Origin of the sequence: Pseudomonas sp. X4, from assembly GCF_040784925.1 — a bacterium.
Classification (GTDB): domain Bacteria; phylum Pseudomonadota; class Gammaproteobacteria; order Pseudomonadales; family Pseudomonadaceae; genus Aquipseudomonas; species Aquipseudomonas putida_Z.
Genome location: NZ_CP160798.1, coordinates 2,955,201 through 2,970,948, shown reverse-complemented (window position 1 = coordinate 2,970,948; position 15,748 = coordinate 2,955,201). Strand labels below are relative to the sequence as shown.

The 15,748-nt window shown below is 63.2% G+C and carries 12 protein-coding genes and 1 tRNA gene; 1 reads left to right on the top strand and 12 read right to left on the bottom strand.

The genetic code is table 11. From position 1 onward, the window contains the following. Window positions 1-116 precede the first annotated feature (116 nt). From ABX298_RS13165 to ABX298_RS13125, 9 genes are all read right to left on the bottom strand, one after another. Window positions 117-212 (bottom strand) — tRNA-Sec (locus ABX298_RS13165). Window positions 213-218: 6 nt separating this feature from the next. Next, on the bottom strand, window positions 219-2,141 hold the full coding sequence (selB, locus tag ABX298_RS13160; RefSeq protein ID WP_075044440.1) for a selenocysteine-specific translation elongation factor: 1,923 nt from the start codon (window positions 2,139-2,141) through the stop codon (window positions 219-221). Continuing rightward, on the bottom strand, window positions 2,138-3,565 hold the full coding sequence (gene selA, locus ABX298_RS13155; protein ID WP_367394462.1) for an L-seryl-tRNA(Sec) selenium transferase: 1,428 nt from the start codon (window positions 3,563-3,565) through the stop codon (window positions 2,138-2,140). The genes selB and selA overlap by 4 nt, the downstream gene beginning before the upstream one ends. 158 nt (window positions 3,566-3,723) lie before the next feature. Further along, window positions 3,724-4,644, bottom strand: coding sequence for a formate dehydrogenase accessory protein FdhE (fdhE, locus tag ABX298_RS13150; RefSeq protein ID WP_075044438.1), 921 nt, complete (start codon window positions 4,642-4,644; stop codon window positions 3,724-3,726). A 4-nt stretch (window positions 4,645-4,648) separates the two neighbouring features. Then, window positions 4,649-5,305, bottom strand: coding sequence for a formate dehydrogenase subunit gamma (locus ABX298_RS13145; protein WP_075044437.1), 657 nt, complete (start codon window positions 5,303-5,305; stop codon window positions 4,649-4,651). Then, the gene (gene fdxH, locus ABX298_RS13140; protein WP_025337500.1) at window positions 5,302-6,252 is read right to left on the bottom strand and encodes a formate dehydrogenase subunit beta; all 951 of its coding nucleotides are present in this window, start codon (window positions 6,250-6,252) and stop codon (window positions 5,302-5,304) included. Before fdxH ends, ABX298_RS13145 begins: the two co-directional genes overlap by 4 nt. Continuing rightward, the gene (gene fdnG / locus ABX298_RS13135) at window positions 6,252-9,320 is read right to left on the bottom strand and encodes a formate dehydrogenase-N subunit alpha (protein ID WP_367394461.1); all 3,069 of its coding nucleotides are present in this window, start codon (window positions 9,318-9,320) and stop codon (window positions 6,252-6,254) included. The genes fdxH and fdnG overlap by 1 nt, the downstream gene beginning before the upstream one ends. Window positions 9,321-9,586: 266 nt before the next feature. Beyond that, a complete protein-coding gene (locus ABX298_RS13130; protein WP_075044435.1) occupies window positions 9,587-10,348 on the bottom strand; it encodes an SDR family NAD(P)-dependent oxidoreductase in 762 nt (253 codons plus the stop codon). A 21-nt stretch (window positions 10,349-10,369) separates the two neighbouring features. Then, complete coding sequence (locus ABX298_RS13125) at window positions 10,370-11,155, bottom strand: TSUP family transporter (protein WP_025337496.1); 786 nt, start codon at window positions 11,153-11,155, stop codon at window positions 10,370-10,372. A 199-nt stretch (window positions 11,156-11,354) separates the two neighbouring features. Between ABX298_RS13125 and ABX298_RS13120 the strand changes: the two genes are divergently transcribed. Beyond that, on the top strand, window positions 11,355-12,737 hold the full coding sequence (locus tag ABX298_RS13120) for a PLP-dependent aminotransferase family protein (RefSeq protein WP_317410069.1): 1,383 nt from the start codon (window positions 11,355-11,357) through the stop codon (window positions 12,735-12,737). Between the two features lie 232 nt (window positions 12,738-12,969). Here ABX298_RS13120 and ABX298_RS13115 read toward each other — a convergent pair whose 3' ends face one another. The 3 genes from ABX298_RS13115 to ABX298_RS13105 form a co-directional block, all read right to left on the bottom strand. Beyond that, the gene (locus tag ABX298_RS13115) at window positions 12,970-13,428 is read right to left on the bottom strand and encodes a hypothetical protein (protein ID WP_170929319.1); all 459 of its coding nucleotides are present in this window, start codon (window positions 13,426-13,428) and stop codon (window positions 12,970-12,972) included. Between the two features lie 310 nt (window positions 13,429-13,738). Continuing rightward, the gene (locus ABX298_RS13110) at window positions 13,739-14,278 is read right to left on the bottom strand and encodes a single-stranded DNA-binding protein (RefSeq protein WP_087503317.1); all 540 of its coding nucleotides are present in this window, start codon (window positions 14,276-14,278) and stop codon (window positions 13,739-13,741) included. Window positions 14,279-14,287: 9 nt separating this feature from the next. Continuing rightward, window positions 14,288-15,682, bottom strand: coding sequence for an MFS transporter (locus tag ABX298_RS13105; RefSeq protein ID WP_025337493.1), 1,395 nt, complete (start codon window positions 15,680-15,682; stop codon window positions 14,288-14,290). Window positions 15,683-15,748 lie beyond the last annotated feature (66 nt).

The following is a 15,748-nucleotide window of genomic DNA, read 5'->3' as shown; positions in this document are numbered from 1 at the left end:
GTCTGGCCCTATCGCCGGCAAGCCAGCTCCCACAGGGATAACACAAGGCCTGAGGCCTGTGGAGTACCTGTGGGAGCTGGCTTGCCGGCGATAGGGCCCTGACAGGCAAAAGAAAATGGCGGAAGGCAGCGGGAGTCGAACCTGCCCGGGAACGGCTGCCGTCCCCAACCGGGTTTGAAGCCCGGCCGCGCCACCGGGCGCGATTGCCTTCCTTGAACTCAGTGCCTGGCCTGCTGCTGGGCCAGGGCGCTGTCGGCGCGAATGTGACGCTGATCGGCCACCCTCCGGGTCAGGCCGATGCGGTCGAAGTACTCCAGAATCTGCACACTGCGCTTGCGACCGATGCCCAACATATCGCGAAACGCGGCAACCTGCACTATCGGCGTTTCACTGGCCTGCCCCAGCAGCAGCTCTGCCATGCGCTGTAGCGTCGCCTCGGGGTAGAACAGGTCACGCACCACCTGGTGCACCATGCCCAACCGGGCCAGCTTGCGCAGCAACAGGCGCACATCGGCTTCGGCACAATTTTCCTCGCTCGCCAGCGTCCTGACCCAGGGCGGATCGTATTGCCCCGCCAGCAACTTCGGTTGCAGACTCGCCCATAACGCACTGTCGGCTTCGCTCAGCTGCACCTTGTGATCGGGCAGATGCAACCAAGGCCCGCTGCTGGCAATGGCGCCGTCCTCGAGCAACTCATCCAGCAGGCTGACAAAAGCGGGCCGCTCCAGCGGCAAGGCAGCAAAGCGGCGCAGGCGGTCGCGGTCCGGGCCGAGCTGGTCGGGCTCCTGTTCATGGAACCGCGCCAGCTGCTCCAGCACCTGGCGCTTGAGCGCCTGCCACCGGGCACTGGCAAACAGCAGTTGGCCTTGCCGCGTGGCCACCACCAGCACGTCTTCCGGCAACTGCCAGGTTTCGCGCAGGCGATTGAACTGCCGCTCCAGACGCTGTGGGTCGATACCCCCTGGTGCGCTGGCGAGCAGTGCCGGCAAGGCCTGCTCCAGGTCCTCGGCATCACGCAGCACCTGCAATTGGCGCAGGCGCTCATCGCTGCGACGCTGACGGCTTGGCGCGAACGGGTCGAGCACCTTGCCGCCCCCCAGGGTGCGCTGGGCACGCTGGTCGCGCAGCACCAGACGGTCGCCGTGTACCGCCTGCAGCGGCGCGTTGAGCAGCAACTGGGCGAACATGCGCTGGCCCGCCGCCAGGGTTTCACCTTCGAGCAAGGCCACCCGGGCGGTTACGTCCTGGGTGCCGAGGTGCACGTGCACAGCGCTGAAATGTTCGAAGGTACGGGTCTCGCCCGGCAACAGGTTCAGCTCGATATCCACCCGCACGCTGGGCGCATGCAGCCACTCGGGCACCAGCCAGTCACCCCGGCGCACCTGCTCCACCGCCAGCCGTTCGGCAGCGATGTTCAGTGCCACCCGCTGGCCCGCCTCGGCCACCAGCGCGGCCTGGTTCTGCGCATGCAGGCCACGCACCCGCACCGGTTTGCCGGCCTTGCCCAGCAACAAGGTGTCGCCGGCACTGACCCGCCCAGCCAGCGCCGTGCCCGTGACCACCACACCCGCACCGGTAACGGCGAAGGCGCGGTCGACGGCCAGACGGAAACCGCCACGCACGCTGCGCTGGCGCACGCGCTGTTGCGCGGCCAGCAAGGCTTGGCGCAGGGCATCGATACCTTCGCCGGTCACACTCGACAACGGAAACTGCCGTGCACCAGCATACGGGCCCGGCGCCAGAAGCTCGCTGACCTGTGCCTGCACTTCGACCAGGCGGGCCGGCTCTACCCGGTCACATTTGCTGATCGCCACCAGGGCCTGAGGGATGCCCAGCAGCTCGATGATCGCCAGGTGCTCTCGGGTTTGTGGCATCACCCCGTCGTCGGCCGCCACCACCAACAGCACCAGGTCGATGCCGTGGGCGCCGGCCAGCATGTTGTGGATAAAGCGCTCATGGCCCGGTACATCGATGAAGCCGGTCAGCGCTGCCCCCTCGGTCAACGCCGCATAGCGGTAGCCAAGGTCGATGGTCATGCCACGGGCGCGCTCCTCCTGGCGATGGTCACCGGCCTGGCCGGTCAGGGCCTGGAGCAATGCGGTCTTGCCGTGGTCGATGTGGCCGGCGGTACCAACGATCACTGTACCGGCCCCAATTGCAGGGCGGGCAACTGCGCCAGCCACTGGGCTTCGTCATCCAGCTGGCGCAGGTCCAGCCACAATGCGTCATCGGCGATACGGCCGAGCACCGGCACCGGCAAGTCACGCAAGGCCCGCTCCAGCACATGCAGGCTGCGCCCGCGCAGCTTCTTCGACACCTGCGGGCGCAGGCACAACGCCGCGCTCGGCAGGCGGGCCACCGGTTGGCTGCCACTGCCAATCATGCCCAACGCCGGTTCCACGCTGACCGCCCATTGTTCGCCGAGGCGGGCCTTGAGCTCTGGCGCCAGGCGCTCGGCCTGGGTCTGGATTTCGGCCTGGCTGCGGGTCAGCAGGCGCAGACTGGGCAGGCGCTCGGCCAGGCGGTCGGGGTTGCGGTACAGCGCCAGCACCGCTTCGAGTGCGGCCAGGGTGATCTTGTCGACCCGCAGCGCGCGCTTGAGCGGGTTCTTCTTGATCCTGGCGATCAGCTCCTTGCGCCCGACGATGATTCCGGCTTGCGGCCCGCCCAGCAGTTTGTCGCCGCTGAAGGTGACGATATCGGCGCCGTCAGCCAGGGCCTGGCGCACGGTCGGCTCGGCGGGCAGGCCCCAGCGGGTAAGGTCAAGCAGGCTGCCGCTGCCAAGGTCTTCAAGCAACGGCAAGTCATGTTGGTGGGCGATGCGCGCCAGCTCGGCGGTGGGCACCTGGGTAGTGAAGCCCTGAATGCTGTAGTTGCTGAAATGCACCCGCATCAGCAGGCTGGTACGTGGGCTGATGGCGGCCTCGTAGTCACGGGCGTGGGTGCGGTTGGTGGTGCCGACTTCGTGCAGCTTCACGCCGGCGCGAGCCATGATGTCGGGGATGCGGAAGGCACCGCCGATCTCGATCAGTTCACCGCGGGAGATGATCCCCTCCTTGCGCGCGCCCAGGCTGTTGAGCGCCAGCAGCACGGCGGCGGCGTTGTTGTTGACCACCGTGACGGCTTCGGCGCCGGTCAGCTCGCGGATCAGGCCTTCGATCAGGTCGTCACGGTCGCCGCGCTTGCCGGTGGCCAGGTCGAATTCCAGGTTGAGCGGGTAGCGGGCGGCGGTCTGCATGGCCTCGATGGCCTCCTCTGGCAACAAGGCGCGGCCGAGGTTGGTGTGCAACACAGTGCCGGTGAGGTTGAACACACGGCGGACCTGGCTGCGTTGCTGGGTGGCCAAACGTTCGCCAGTGCGGCCCAGCAGGACTTCAGCGGCCAGTTCGGCGGCACTGAGTTGGCCGGTGCGGGCGGGGTCGCGCAAATCGTCGAGCAGTTGCCGCAGGGTGGCCAGGACCGCGTCGCGGCCGTGGCGGTCGATCAGCGGGAGGCAGGCCGAGTGGCGCAAAAGGGTGTCGATGGAGGGCAGGCGTGGGGTGTCGCTGGCTAGGCTGGAGGACATGCGGTACTACCTTGGACTGATCCGTTGTCTGTACTGGCCTCTTCGCGGGTAAACCGCTCCTACAAGGGCCGTGCAAGCCTCAAAAGCTGCGCGGGCCCTGTGGGAGCGGGTTTACCCGCGAAGAAGGCGACTCGGTCTTACAGTGTAGACACTCTCCATTACCCGGGTGCGAGCATCAGGTTCGGTGCCAACCGATGGAAGCCCTCCTCGTCCAGGCGAATGTCCAGTGCCAGGCTGGCCAGGTCATCGGCCAGCGGCTCGGCCGCCGCATCGTTTTCCAGGTAGTTCTGCTTCAGGTAGCTCTCGCACTCCGGGCAGCACTCCGCCCGTAGCGGCGCCTTGCCCGGCGCATGGCGGTCATCGTCAAGGCTGGTATAGCGCAGGTCCTTGCTCGACTCGCAGTACACGCATTTGACCCGCACCACATGCCATTCGCAGGCACACAGCGAACAAGCCAGGTAGCGCAGGCCATTGTGCTTGCCGCGGTTGCGCACCACCCCGGCCATCGCCGGCGAACCGCAGGCCGGGCACTGGGCCAGGCTGCCGGCGGGCTTGAGCTCTGGCGCGGGCAGCGCCAGCAACCAGCTGGACCAGGCCGCCTGCAAAGCCGCCCCGATGAACGGCACCAGCGCCGCGGGCACGGCATCGTACTGGCCGGCGAGCAAGGCGATGCCCCAACCCTTGCGTTGATGGTCGTCACTGCTGCGCAGGACTTGCAGCGCCTCCCCCAACGGACCGCTAGTGTCCGCGTCGAGGTGCTCAAGCAAGGCCTGCAACCAGACCAGCCACGGCCCTTCACGCACCAGGCTGTCCGCCGCCAATGGCGGCAAACCATGATTTATGCACAGGCGCTGACGCTCCTCGGCCACCGGCATGCCAGCGGGCGGGTTATCCACAAGCTGCTGCTGGATACGGCACAAACGAGCCACCAGCTTCAGGTATTCGCCAAGGGCATTGCCCTCGGCCAGCTGCTCCAGGCGCGCAGCGCGCAGTTCGAACAGGTTGGCAGGGGGCAGGTGCAGAAACGGCGGCATCACTGCCGACGCTTCGATCTGCCCGGGTTCGAGTATCGTGCTCAAGCGCTCATCCTTCTTTTCGTCCGTGATTGCCCGGCGTCTTGTCACCGGTCACTTCGCGGTACCACAACTCATGGTGCTTGCGCGCCCAGGCGCGGCTGACCCAGCCATGCAGCATGGCGCCGATCGAGCCCTTGATCCAGATGCCGGCGTAGATGTGCACGATGATGCTGAGGATCAGCACGAACGCCGCCAGGGCGTGGAGCAGAGCGGACAGCCGAATGACCTCGATGCCGAACAAATGGCTGAAGTATGCGCGCCAGATCACCACGCCGCTGACCAGCAGAACCAGCATGCACACCAGCAGGGTCCAGAACAACAGCTTCTGCCCGGCGTTGTACTTGCCGATCGGTGGCACACCCTCCTCCTTGTTGAGCATCACCCGGTCCACGCGGCGCAGCCACAGGCGATCGTTGGCAGTGATGAAGTTGGCCCGCCAGAAACGCAGCACCAGGCCGAGGAAGAACACGAACATCGCCACCCCGATGAAGGGGTGCAGGATGCGTGTCCACGGCCCACCGCCGAACAGGTTGCTGAGCCAGAACAGCGCCGGATGGAACAGCGCCAGCCCCGACAGACCAGCCAGGACGAACAGGATCGCGACGACCCAGTGGTTGCTGCGCTCGTTGGCGTTGTAGCGCAGGATGGGTTTGTTGTCGTTCATGGTCGCTGCTCCCCTTGCCCACCGGGCTTGGTCGGATCATAGACATGGACCGACGGGTCCACCTGGTGCACGCTTTCATCCGCAGGTGCCGGGTGTTCGTCCTCCTCCACCCGCTGTGGCCCGACCCGCACATAGTGGAAGAACCCGGCCAGCACCGCCGCGCCCATGGCCAGCAGCGCCAGCGGCTTGGTGAAGCCCTTCCACAGCCCCACCAGCGGGCTGATCACCGGCTGGTCCGGCAGGCCGGCGTACAGCTTCGGCGTGTCGGCATGGTGCAGCACGTACATCACATGGGTGCCACCGACGCCGTCCGGGTCGTACAGCCCGGCCTTGTCGTAACCCCGCGACTTGAGGTCGACGATGCGCTCGGCGGCATGCACCTTCATCTCATCCTTGGTGCCGAACACGATGGCCCCGGTCGGGCAGGTTTTCACGCAGGCCGGCTCCAGGCCCACGGTCACGCGGTCGGAACACAGGGTGCACTTGTACGCCTTGTGGTCCTTCTGCGAGATGCGCGGGATGTTGAACGGGCAACCGGTGATGCAGTAGCCACAACCAATGCAGTGGTCCTGGTTGAAGTCGACGATGCCGTTGGCGTGCTTGATGATCGCCCCCGGGCTCGGGCAGGCCTTCAGGCAACCTGGCTCGGCGCAGTGCATGCAGCCGTCCTTGCGAATCAGCCACTCCAGGTTGCCGTCGTCGCGCTCGTGCTCGGTGAAGCGCATCAGGGTCCAGGTCTCGGCGGTGAGGTCCTGGGGGTTGTCGTAGGTGCCGTGGTTGTGGCCGACCTCGTCACGCAGTTCGTTCCACTCCGAACACGCCACCTGGCAGGCCTTGCAGCCGATGCACTTGGTGGTGTCGATCAGCTTGGCGACTTCCTGCTGCTGGCGTACCGAAGGCGGTACGGTGGTGGTGGCCGAGCGGGCGATGATGTCTTGGCTGGCCATCAGAGTTTCTCCACTTTGACGAGGAACGACTTGGACTCTGGCGTCTGGGTATTGCCGTCACCCAGGAAAGGCACCAGGGTGTTGGTCAGGTAGCCATGCCGCGTAGCCCCGGTGAAGCCCCAGTGCAGCGGGATACCGATCTGGTGCACGGTCTGGTTGTTGACCTTGAGCGGGCGAATCCGCTTGGTCACCACTGCCACCGCCTCGATGTGCCCGCGCTTGCTCGACACCCGCACCCGGTCACCGGCCTTGATACCTTTCTCGCTGGCCAGCACCTCGCCGATTTCGACGAACTGCTCGGGCTGGGCAATGGCGTTAAGCCGGCAATGCTTGCTCCAGAAGTGGAAGTGCTCGGTCAGCCGGTACGTGGTCGCCGCGTACGGGAACTCGTCGTGCTTGCCGAGGCTGTCCCACACCGAGTCGAAGACCCGCCCGGCCGGGTTGCTGGTGGCCTTCTTGTTCTGCGGGTGCAGCGGGTTGATGCCAATCGGCGTCTCGAACGGCTCGTAGTGCTCGGGGAACGGGCCTTCGGCCATCTTGTCGATGGCGAAGAACCGCGCCACGCCTTCGGGGTTCATGATGAACGGGTTCATCCCCGCCTCGGGCGGCGAGTCGACCTTGAAGTCGGGCACGTCGGTGCCGGTCCAGGCCTTGCCGTTCCACCACACCAGGCGCTTTTTCTCCGGGTCCCACGGCTTGCCTTGCGGGTCGCTGGAGGCACGGTTGTAGAGGATGCGGCGGTTGGCCGGCCAGGCCCAGGCCCAGTTCTGCACCTGGTGCATGCCGTACGGGTCGCTGTTGTCACGGCGAGCCATCTGGTTACCCTGCTCGGTCCAGCTGCCGGCAAAGATCCAGCAGCCGGACGCGGTGCTGCCGTCGTCCTTGAGCTGGCCAAAGCCCGCCAGTTGCTGGCCGGCCTTGAGCACTGCGCCAGTCGGGTCGGTGACGTCGGCCACCGCCCAGCCGTTCATTTCCTTGGCCAGTTCCTCCGGGGATGGCTCTTCAGGGACCTTGTATGGCCAGTTGATGTTCATCAGCGCATCAGGGTAGGCGCCGCCCTCGGCCTGGTAGCGTTGGCGCAGGCGCAGGAACAGCTCGCTCATGATGTGAACGTCGGTGCGGGTCTCGCCCGGGCCGTCGGCGCCCTTCCAGTGCCACTGCAGCCAGCGGCTGCTGTTGACCAGCGAGCCGTCTTCCTCGGCGAAGCAGGTGGTGGGCAGGCGGATCACTTCGGTCTGGATGTTGGCCGTGTCTACATCATTGAACGGCCCGGCGTTGCGCCAGAACTCCGAGGTCTCGGTGGCCAGCGGGTCCATGATCACCAACCACTTGAGCTTGCCAAGGGCCGCGGTGACGCGGTTCTTGTCCGGCAGCGCGGCTATCGGGTTGAAACCTTGGCACATGTAGCCGTTGACCTTGCCCTGGCCCATCATCTCGAACATGCGCAGCACGTCGTAGGCCGGCACATCGAGCTTGGGCAGCCAGTCGTAGCCCCAGTTGTTCTCTGCGGTGGCATTGGCGCCGTACCAAGCTTTCATCAGGCTGACGTGGAACTTGCCGTAGTTCTGCCAGTACGACAGTTGCCCTGGGCGCAGCGGCTTGGAGGCACGCTTGTCGATATAGGCGGCATAGTCCTGCTCGGCATCACCGGCCAGGGTCAGGTAGCCCGGCAACGAGTTGGAAAGCAGGCCGAGGTCGGTCAGGCCCTGGATGTTGGAGTGCCCGCGCAAGGCGTTGACCCCGCCACCCGGCATGCCGACGTTACCCAGCAGCAATTGCACCATGGCCGCACTGCGGATGATCTGTGCGCCGATCGAGTGCTGCGTCCAGCCAAGCGCATAGAGGATCGTCATGGTCTTGCCCGGTACCGAGCAGGTAGCGATCTCTTCCCAGATCTTCAACATGGCGTCCTGCGGCATGCCACAGGTCATGCTCGCCAGTTCCGGGGTATAGCGGCTGTAGTGCTGCTTCATCAGCTGGAACACGCAGCGCGGGTGCTGCAGGGTCGGGTCGACCTTGGCAAAACCGTCCTCACCCAGCTCGTAACCCCAGCCGGACTTGTCGGCATACACGCGCTTGGCCTCGTCGTAACCGCTGAACAGGCCATCCTCGAAGCCATAGTTCTCTTTGACGATGAACGACACGTCGGTGTAGTTGCGCACGTACTCGTGCTGGATCTTGTCGTTGCTCAGCAGGTAATTGATCAGCCCGCCCATGAAGGCGATGTCGGTACCGGTACGGATCGGTGCGTAGTAATCCGCCACCGAAGCGGTACGGGTAAACCGCGGGTCGACCACGATCAGCCGCGCCTTGTTGTGCGCCTTGGCCTCGGTCACCCACTTGAAGCCGCACGGATGCGCTTCTGCTGCGTTGCCACCCATCACCAGGACCAGATTCGCGTTGGCGATATCGGACCAGTGGTTGGTCATGGCGCCACGGCCGTACGTCGGGGCAAGACTTGCCACCGTCGGGCCATGTCAGACACGAGCTTGGTTATCGAACCCCAGCATGCCTGTTGCGCGGACGACCTTGTGGGTCAGGTAGCCAGCCTCGCTGGAGGCGGCGGAAGCAGCGAGAAAACCGGTGGTGAGCCAGCGGTTGACCGTTTGCCCCTGGGCGTTCTTTTCGATGAAGTTGGCGTCGCGGTCCTGCTTCATCAGGTCGGCGACGCGATCGAGCGCCTCGTCCCAGCTGACCCGCACCCACTCCTTGCTGCCAGGCTTGCGTACCTCGGGGTACTGCAGGCGGCTCGGGCTGTGGATGAAGTCCAGCAGGCCAGCGCCTTTCGGGCAGAGGGTGCCGCGGTTGACCGGGTGGTCGGCGTCACCTTCGATATGGATGATGTTCTGTTTGACGTTCTTGCCCGCATCGCCCTGGCTGTACATGATCAGGCCGCAGCCGACCGAGCAGTAGGGGCAGGTGTTACGGGTTTCTTTGGTATGCGCCAGCTTGAAGTGACGCACCTGCTCGGCGAATGCTGGTGTCGGGGCCATGCCCAACGCCGCAAGGCTCGAGCCTCCAAGGCCGACGGCGGCGACCTTGAAGAACTGCCGACGGTTCAGGTCCATCGTGCACTCCTGATCAGGTGGTGGACGCACGGAACATGGCCGGCGCCTCTTGGTAGTCACGGTGGCGGCCAATTGATGGCCGCCAACAGTTAAGACTAGCCAAGAATCGAGAAGGTGCGATGACATGGGTCAGCTGAAGGCGCTGTGTTGCCAGATTCGCGGGTAAACCCACAGGTACTGCACATGCCCGAAGCAGGGCGCTATTCCTGTGGGAGCGGGCGTGCCCGCGAACACCGGTAACGCCGGTGCCATCCACCACCAGCCGATCAGCAAAGCGGCAGGTTGCGCACCACGTTCAGCGCCGCACTGCTCTGGGCCACCGGCATGATCTCGATGGTATTGATGTTCACATGCGCCGGCTGCTCGGCAATCCAGGCCACCGTGGCCGCGATGTCCTCGGGCAGGATAGCCTCCACATCCCGATACAGCGCCTGCACGGCATCCAGGTCACCGTTCAGGCGCACCACCGAGAAATCGGTCCCCGAGCACAGCCCTGGCTCGATGTTGCTCACTCGCACGCGGGTACCCGCCAGGTCGGCGCGCAGGTTGAGGCTGAACTGGCGGACAAAGGCCTTGCTGGCGCCATACACGTTACCGCCCGGGTAGGGGTAGGTGCCGGCGATCGAGCCGATGTTGATGATCATGCCGCTGTCGGCTTCCACCATCTGCGGCAGGATCTTGTGGGTGACCATGGCCAGGCCGGTGATGTTGGTGTCGATCATCCGCTGCCAGTTTTCCGCACTGCTGGCCTGGGCACGGTCCACGCCCAGCGCCAGCCCGGCATTGTTGACCAGCAGGTCGATCTGCAGCGAAGCATCACGAATCTGCTCGACCGCCGTCTCGAGCGACACCGGGTCGGTGACGTCCAGCGCCAGCGGAATGAAATTGACGCCCAGCTCGGCCTCCAGCGCTTGCAGCTTGTCCATGCGCCGGGCGCCACCGATCACGCGGTAGCCTTTGCCGATCAAGGTACGGCAGATGGCGCGGCCAAAGCCCGAGGAGGCGCCGGTTACGAATGCGGTTTTCATCAGTTGTCTCCTATGGAAGGGTCAGGCCAGGTACTTCACACCCAGGCTGGTGAACAGGCAGAGCATCGAAAATACCAGCGCCTTGCGCACCACTTCGTTGCCCTTGCGCAGGGCCAGTGCGCTGCCCAGATGGTTACCGAGGATGTTGCAGGCCACCAGCGGCAACGCCAGCAGGTAGACGACCTTGCCGGCAATGACGAAGGCCACCAGGGCGCCGATGTTGGACGCGAAGTTGAAGGTTTTGGAGTTGGCCGAGCTGGAGACCAGGTCCATGCGCAGCAGGTAATGGAAAGCGATGATGAACATGCTGCCGGTACCGGGGCCGAAGAAGCCGTCATAGAAACCGATGGCCAGGCAGGTCAGCGGGACCACGGTGAACAGCATGCGCGATGACAGTTCGCGCTCCTCGACCGGGCGGTCCTTGGGGGTGAGGAAGATGAGGATGCCGAAGGGGATCAGCGCCAGGATGATCTTGCCCACGGTTTCCTGGGAGATCGACACGATCAGGTGCGCCCCCAGGTAGGCACCGAGCAGCGAGAATGGCACGCCGACCAGCGCCACCTTCCAGACCATCTTGCTGTTGGCCAGGAAGTTGCGGATGGCCGCCAGCGTGCCGAGGGTACTGACGAGTTTTTCCTGGCCGAGGGCAACCTGGGGTGGCATGCCAACCAGCAGAAAGCCCGGTACCAGGAACAGCCCGCCGCCACCGGCAATGCTATCGACGAAGCCGGCAACGAAGGCAATCGCCCCGAGCATGAGGATCGCCAGCAACCAGTGTTCCGCCCAGAATGCGCCCAGAATTTCCATAGCAAAGTCCATCCAGTGGAGTGTCATGCCAAGCACAACGCGATTGCGCTTGCCCCAATCAGCGCGGTGATTGTAATTAAAACAATTGAATCGATTCAATCATAAATTAAATCGATTCAATAGCGAGGATTACCATCATTACCCGTATCTTGGCTTTCATGCTAGGCTGCGCGCACTTGCAGAATCTGGTGCCATTTCCATGTGGGTCCCTCAATACGGCGATCAAACCCAGCCGGTTTACCTAATGATCGCTAATGCCCTTGAACAGGACATCGAAAGTGGTCGGCTTGCAGCAGGCGATCGCTTGCCCACCCTCAAAGACCTTGCCGAGGCACTGAATGTAACCCCCGGCACCGTTGGAAGAGCCTACGACGAAGCCGCCAAGCGCGGCCTGGTGGTTGGAGAGGTAGGCCGTGGCACATTTGTCAGGCAGTTGCGACAGCGGTTATCCGCCCCGTCGGTGCCCACACCAGTTACTGGCGAAAGCAGCCAGATCGATCTCTCGATCATCAAACCCAACGACGCCCACATGAGTGAGTGGCTGGGTGCGGCGATCAGCGAGCTGGCCACCTCTGCGGACCTGGGACAGGTACTCGACTATGTGACAGAAGGTGGTCACACCTCCCACAAACAAGCAGGTGCAGCCTGGATTCGGCGCTGGCTGCCTGATGCCCGCTGGCAACAGGTTGTACTGACCTCTGGCGCCCAGCATGGACTATTGGTGGCCATCAGCAGCCTGTCGAAGAGCGACGATGTGGTGCTGTGCGAATCGTTCTGCTACCCAGGCATCATCTCCCTGGCCCACAGCATGGGCCGACGCCTGCGTGGCGTGGCCATGGACGAGCATGGCCTTATTCCCGAGGCATTGCGCGCGGCCTGCCTGGAGCATCGCCCTTCCCTGTTGGTGTGTGTCACCACCCACCAGAACCCCACCAACTCGATCATGCCCCACGCACGGCGCCAGGCCATCGCAGAGATCGCCCGCGAGTTCGACCTGTTCATCGTCGATGACGATATCTACGGCTTCCTTGAACCCGCACCGGATTACCAGCCACTGGCGGCGTATGCGCCAGAACGTTCGGTGTATCTCACCAGCCTGTCCAAAAGTGTGCTGCCCGCGCTGCGTATCGGTTACCTCTACGCCCCACCGCAAACCCTCTCGCGGCTATCGTCGATGGTACGCAGCAGCGTCTGGATGCCATCGCCGTTGATGGCACAACTGGCCAGCAACCTGATCAACAGCGGCATGGCCGACCAGTTGGTGCGAGAACAACAGGAAGAGGCGGCCGCGCGCCAGCAAATGGCCCGGGAGATCCTTGACAAGTACAAGATCCGCAGCCAGCCCAACAGCTTCCACATCTGGCTGGAGTTGCCGGAGCCGTGGACCAGCGACGAATTCGCCAACCTGGCGCGTAACAACGGCGTCACGGTAGTCAGTGGCAGCCAGTTCCTGCCAGAACGCAGCCACGCCAACTGCGGCGTGCGCATCGCCCTGATGGCCCCCAGCCGCCAGGAACTGGGCTTTGCCCTGACCAAGCTGGTCAGCTTGCTGGACTCGCCGGAGCCGCGGTTGTTTTATTGAACTGGACTGGTATTGGTGTAGTCGTGCCATTGGGGCACTATGCGCCCGTTTCGCGACGCGAGGCCACTCCAAACGGCACTCGGTGTCACATGGCTTGATTTGTAGCCGTCAACCAAACCGGTACAGTAGAACTGCACCAGCCAAAAGATCTGAGGGCAGACTGTCAAGTAAGAGGCATAACTTGAATCAATGACGAATATGACTCTAACAAGGCTCGAACATACTCGCTCGACTACAAGTCGATGAATACACTGAAATTATCTCCTTCCAGGTATCGGACAGAAACCTGACCGCTAACATCTTGCCCATCTTCCGTTACAAACTTGTAATGGGACAGGAGAAAATCCTCCCGATAAACAATGCCGTCATCCCGCCGCTTCCCGCCCCACGCCATTATCAACCCGCCGGCCATTGCAACGAGGCCGGAGTTCGCTTGTATGTGTTGAATCAGAGTGGGGCCTGAAAACCGGTCATAATAAATAACCTCAGGACCAAACAGGAAGATGCCAAGGCCCAGTGCGGAAATTGCGAAACCAATGCCTATTAGTACTCGACCGTAAAACGCAGCGTCCCCAGCAGGCCCCTCAAGATGAGCTGCATACATCTCGGAAAAACCAGAGACATCGTAGTTTCGCGCGTCTGATTTCAGGTTTATTTGACCTAACAGGCATTCCTTCTCAGCACTTTTCATGATCCACTCCTTTAAAAAGTGAATACTAAGCGATCAGGATAGGAAAAAGTGCGCCCCACTAGAACTTCAGAAGTCTCTGACATTTACGATCAGCGTTTCCTATAACCATATAAAATTGGCAATATCTTATGGCATTTTTCCTACTCAATGGGCTGCCGAGATTCCCGCGATATCGCGAAGCTGGCGCCCTATCCTCGCCGCTTTCTTTTTAGAGGAAAGCCCGCACAGCACTACCACTGTTTGCTCATAAAAAAACCCAAGACATCTGCCTTGGGTTTTTAGTTTTTTGCCAGCGGCTTAACGGCTTGGATCAGAACGGAATATCGTCATCGAAGCTGTCGAAGTCAGCCGCCGGCTGCGGGGCTGGCTGCTGCGGTGCCGGGCGCTGAGGAGCCTGTTGCGGGCGCGGGGCCTGCTGGCGTGGGGCCTGGTTGTACTGCTGCTGGCCGCCACCATAGTTGCCGCCACCTTGGTTGTACGGGTCACCGCCCTGCTGCTGGCCCTGCGGACGACCGCCGAGCAGCTGCATGGTGCCGTTGATGTCGACGATGATCTCGGTGGTGTAGCGCTTGATGCCGTCTTTTTCCCACTCGCGGGTCTGCAGCTTGCCTTCGATGTAGCACTGCGAACCCTTGCGCAGGTATTCGCCGGCGATTTCGGCAACCTTGCCGAACAGCGACACACGGTGCCACTCGGTACGCTCGACCTTCTGGCCCGACTGCTTGTCGGTCCACTGCTCGCTGGTAGCCAGGCTCAGGTTGGTCACGGCGTTACCGTTGGGCAGGTAGCGGACTTCGGGATCCTGGCCACAGGTGCCGACCAGAATGACTTTGTTAACCCCACGGGCCATAACGTTCTCCTAGGCTTCGCACGCCGAAGAGGCCGGGTTCACCAGGCGCTCGAGGGTCGTACGGTCCAAAATTTTCGTATCCAGTTTGATATAGATGGCGGCTTCTTCCGCCACCACGACGGCGTCGGTCACACCTGGCACAGCCATCAGGCGCTCGGTCAGGCCGGCTTCCCGGACTGCCTCTGGCGTCAGCGGCATGCGCAGGCTGGTCACATAGGGCGGCTCGTTCATGCGCAAGGCGACGACCAACCAGATGGCACACAGTACCGCACAACCGAGGAACACCATGTTCAGCCCGCCGTGCTGGAACAACCAGCCACCGAGGATTCCTCCCAGGGCAGCGCCGAGGAACTGGCTGGTGGAGTAGACCCCCATTGCCGTCCCCTTGCCACCTGCAGGCGACACCTTGCTCACCAGTGAAGGCAGCGATGCCTCCAGCAAGTTGAATGCAGTAAAGAATACCACGGTGCCGATCACCAGTCCGCGCAAACCGTCAGCCCACTGCCAGAAGAACACCTCCACCAGCAGCAACACACTGACCGCCCCGGCCAGCACGCGTTTCATCTTGCGCTTTTTTTCGCCATAGATGATGAACGGGACCATTGCAAAAAATGAGATGAACAACGCGGTCAGGTACACCCACCAGTGCTGCTCCTTCGGCAGGCCGCCGCGCTCGACAAAGGCCAGTGGCAATGCGACGAAGCTGGCCATGAGGATGGCGTGGAGAATGAAGATGCCCACATCCAGGCGCAGAAGGTCCGGATGACGCAGGGTCGGGCCGATGGCCTGGCGCGCCACACCCGACTCACGGTGCTGCAGGATGCTGTGGGTATTGGGCACCACAAAGGCGATCAGCAGGATGCCGACCAGGGCAAGTCCTGCCGTGGCGAGGAACAATCCTGACAAGCCAAAGGCACGAGTCAGCAATGGGCCAACGACCATGGCGACAGCAAACGACAGGCCGATGCTCATGCCGATCATGGCCATGGCCTTGGTCCGGTGCTGCTCGCGCGTGAGGTCGGACAGCAGCGCCATGACCGCAGCGGAAATCGCCCCGGCGCCCTGCAGGATACGCCCGGCGATCACTCCCCAGATGGAGTCGGCCTGGGCCGCCAATACACTACCCAGGGCAAAGATGACCAACCCCAGGTAAATCACCGGCCGGCGGCCGATGCGATCGGAAATCATCCCGAACGGGATCTGCAATACGGCCTGCGTCAGGCCATAGGCACCAATGGCCAGGCCGATCAGCGCAGGCGTGGCACCGGCCAGGTCCATCCCGTAGGTGGCCAGCACCGGCAAGACCATGAACATGCCCAGCATACGAAAGGCAAAGACCAGGGCCAGGCCGCCAGCGGCGCGGGTTTCGCTGCCACTCATGCGTTCGTTGTGGGTGTCGTGCATGGATTAATCTCGTGTGAACCGGCGGCGATTCTATCAGTCCGACAGCTTGACGGCATCTACGCGACG

Excerpts from the sequence above, each read along its gene's own strand:
- selA (WP_367394462.1), bottom strand. The coding sequence starts at position 3,565 with ATGTCCTCCAGCCTAGCCAGCGACACCCCACGCCTGCCCTCCATCGAC.
- ABX298_RS13145 (WP_075044437.1), bottom strand. The coding sequence starts at position 5,305 with ATGAACGACAACAAACCCATCCTGCGCTACAACGCCAACGAGCGCAGC.
- fdxH (WP_025337500.1), bottom strand. The coding sequence starts at position 6,252 with ATGGCCAGCCAAGACATCATCGCCCGCTCGGCCACCACCACCGTACCG.
- ABX298_RS13130 (WP_075044435.1), bottom strand. The coding sequence starts at position 10,348 with ATGAAAACCGCATTCGTAACCGGCGCCTCCTCGGGCTTTGGCCGCGCC.
- ABX298_RS13125 (WP_025337496.1), bottom strand. The coding sequence starts at position 11,155 with ATGGAAATTCTGGGCGCATTCTGGGCGGAACACTGGTTGCTGGCGATC.
- ABX298_RS13120 (WP_317410069.1), top strand. The coding sequence starts at position 11,355 with ATGTGGGTCCCTCAATACGGCGATCAAACCCAGCCGGTTTACCTAATG.
- ABX298_RS13115 (WP_170929319.1), bottom strand. The coding sequence starts at position 13,428 with ATGAAAAGTGCTGAGAAGGAATGCCTGTTAGGTCAAATAAACCTGAAA.
- ABX298_RS13110 (WP_087503317.1), bottom strand. The coding sequence starts at position 14,278 with ATGGCCCGTGGGGTTAACAAAGTCATTCTGGTCGGCACCTGTGGCCAG.
- ABX298_RS13105 (WP_025337493.1), bottom strand. The coding sequence starts at position 15,682 with ATGCACGACACCCACAACGAACGCATGAGTGGCAGCGAAACCCGCGCC.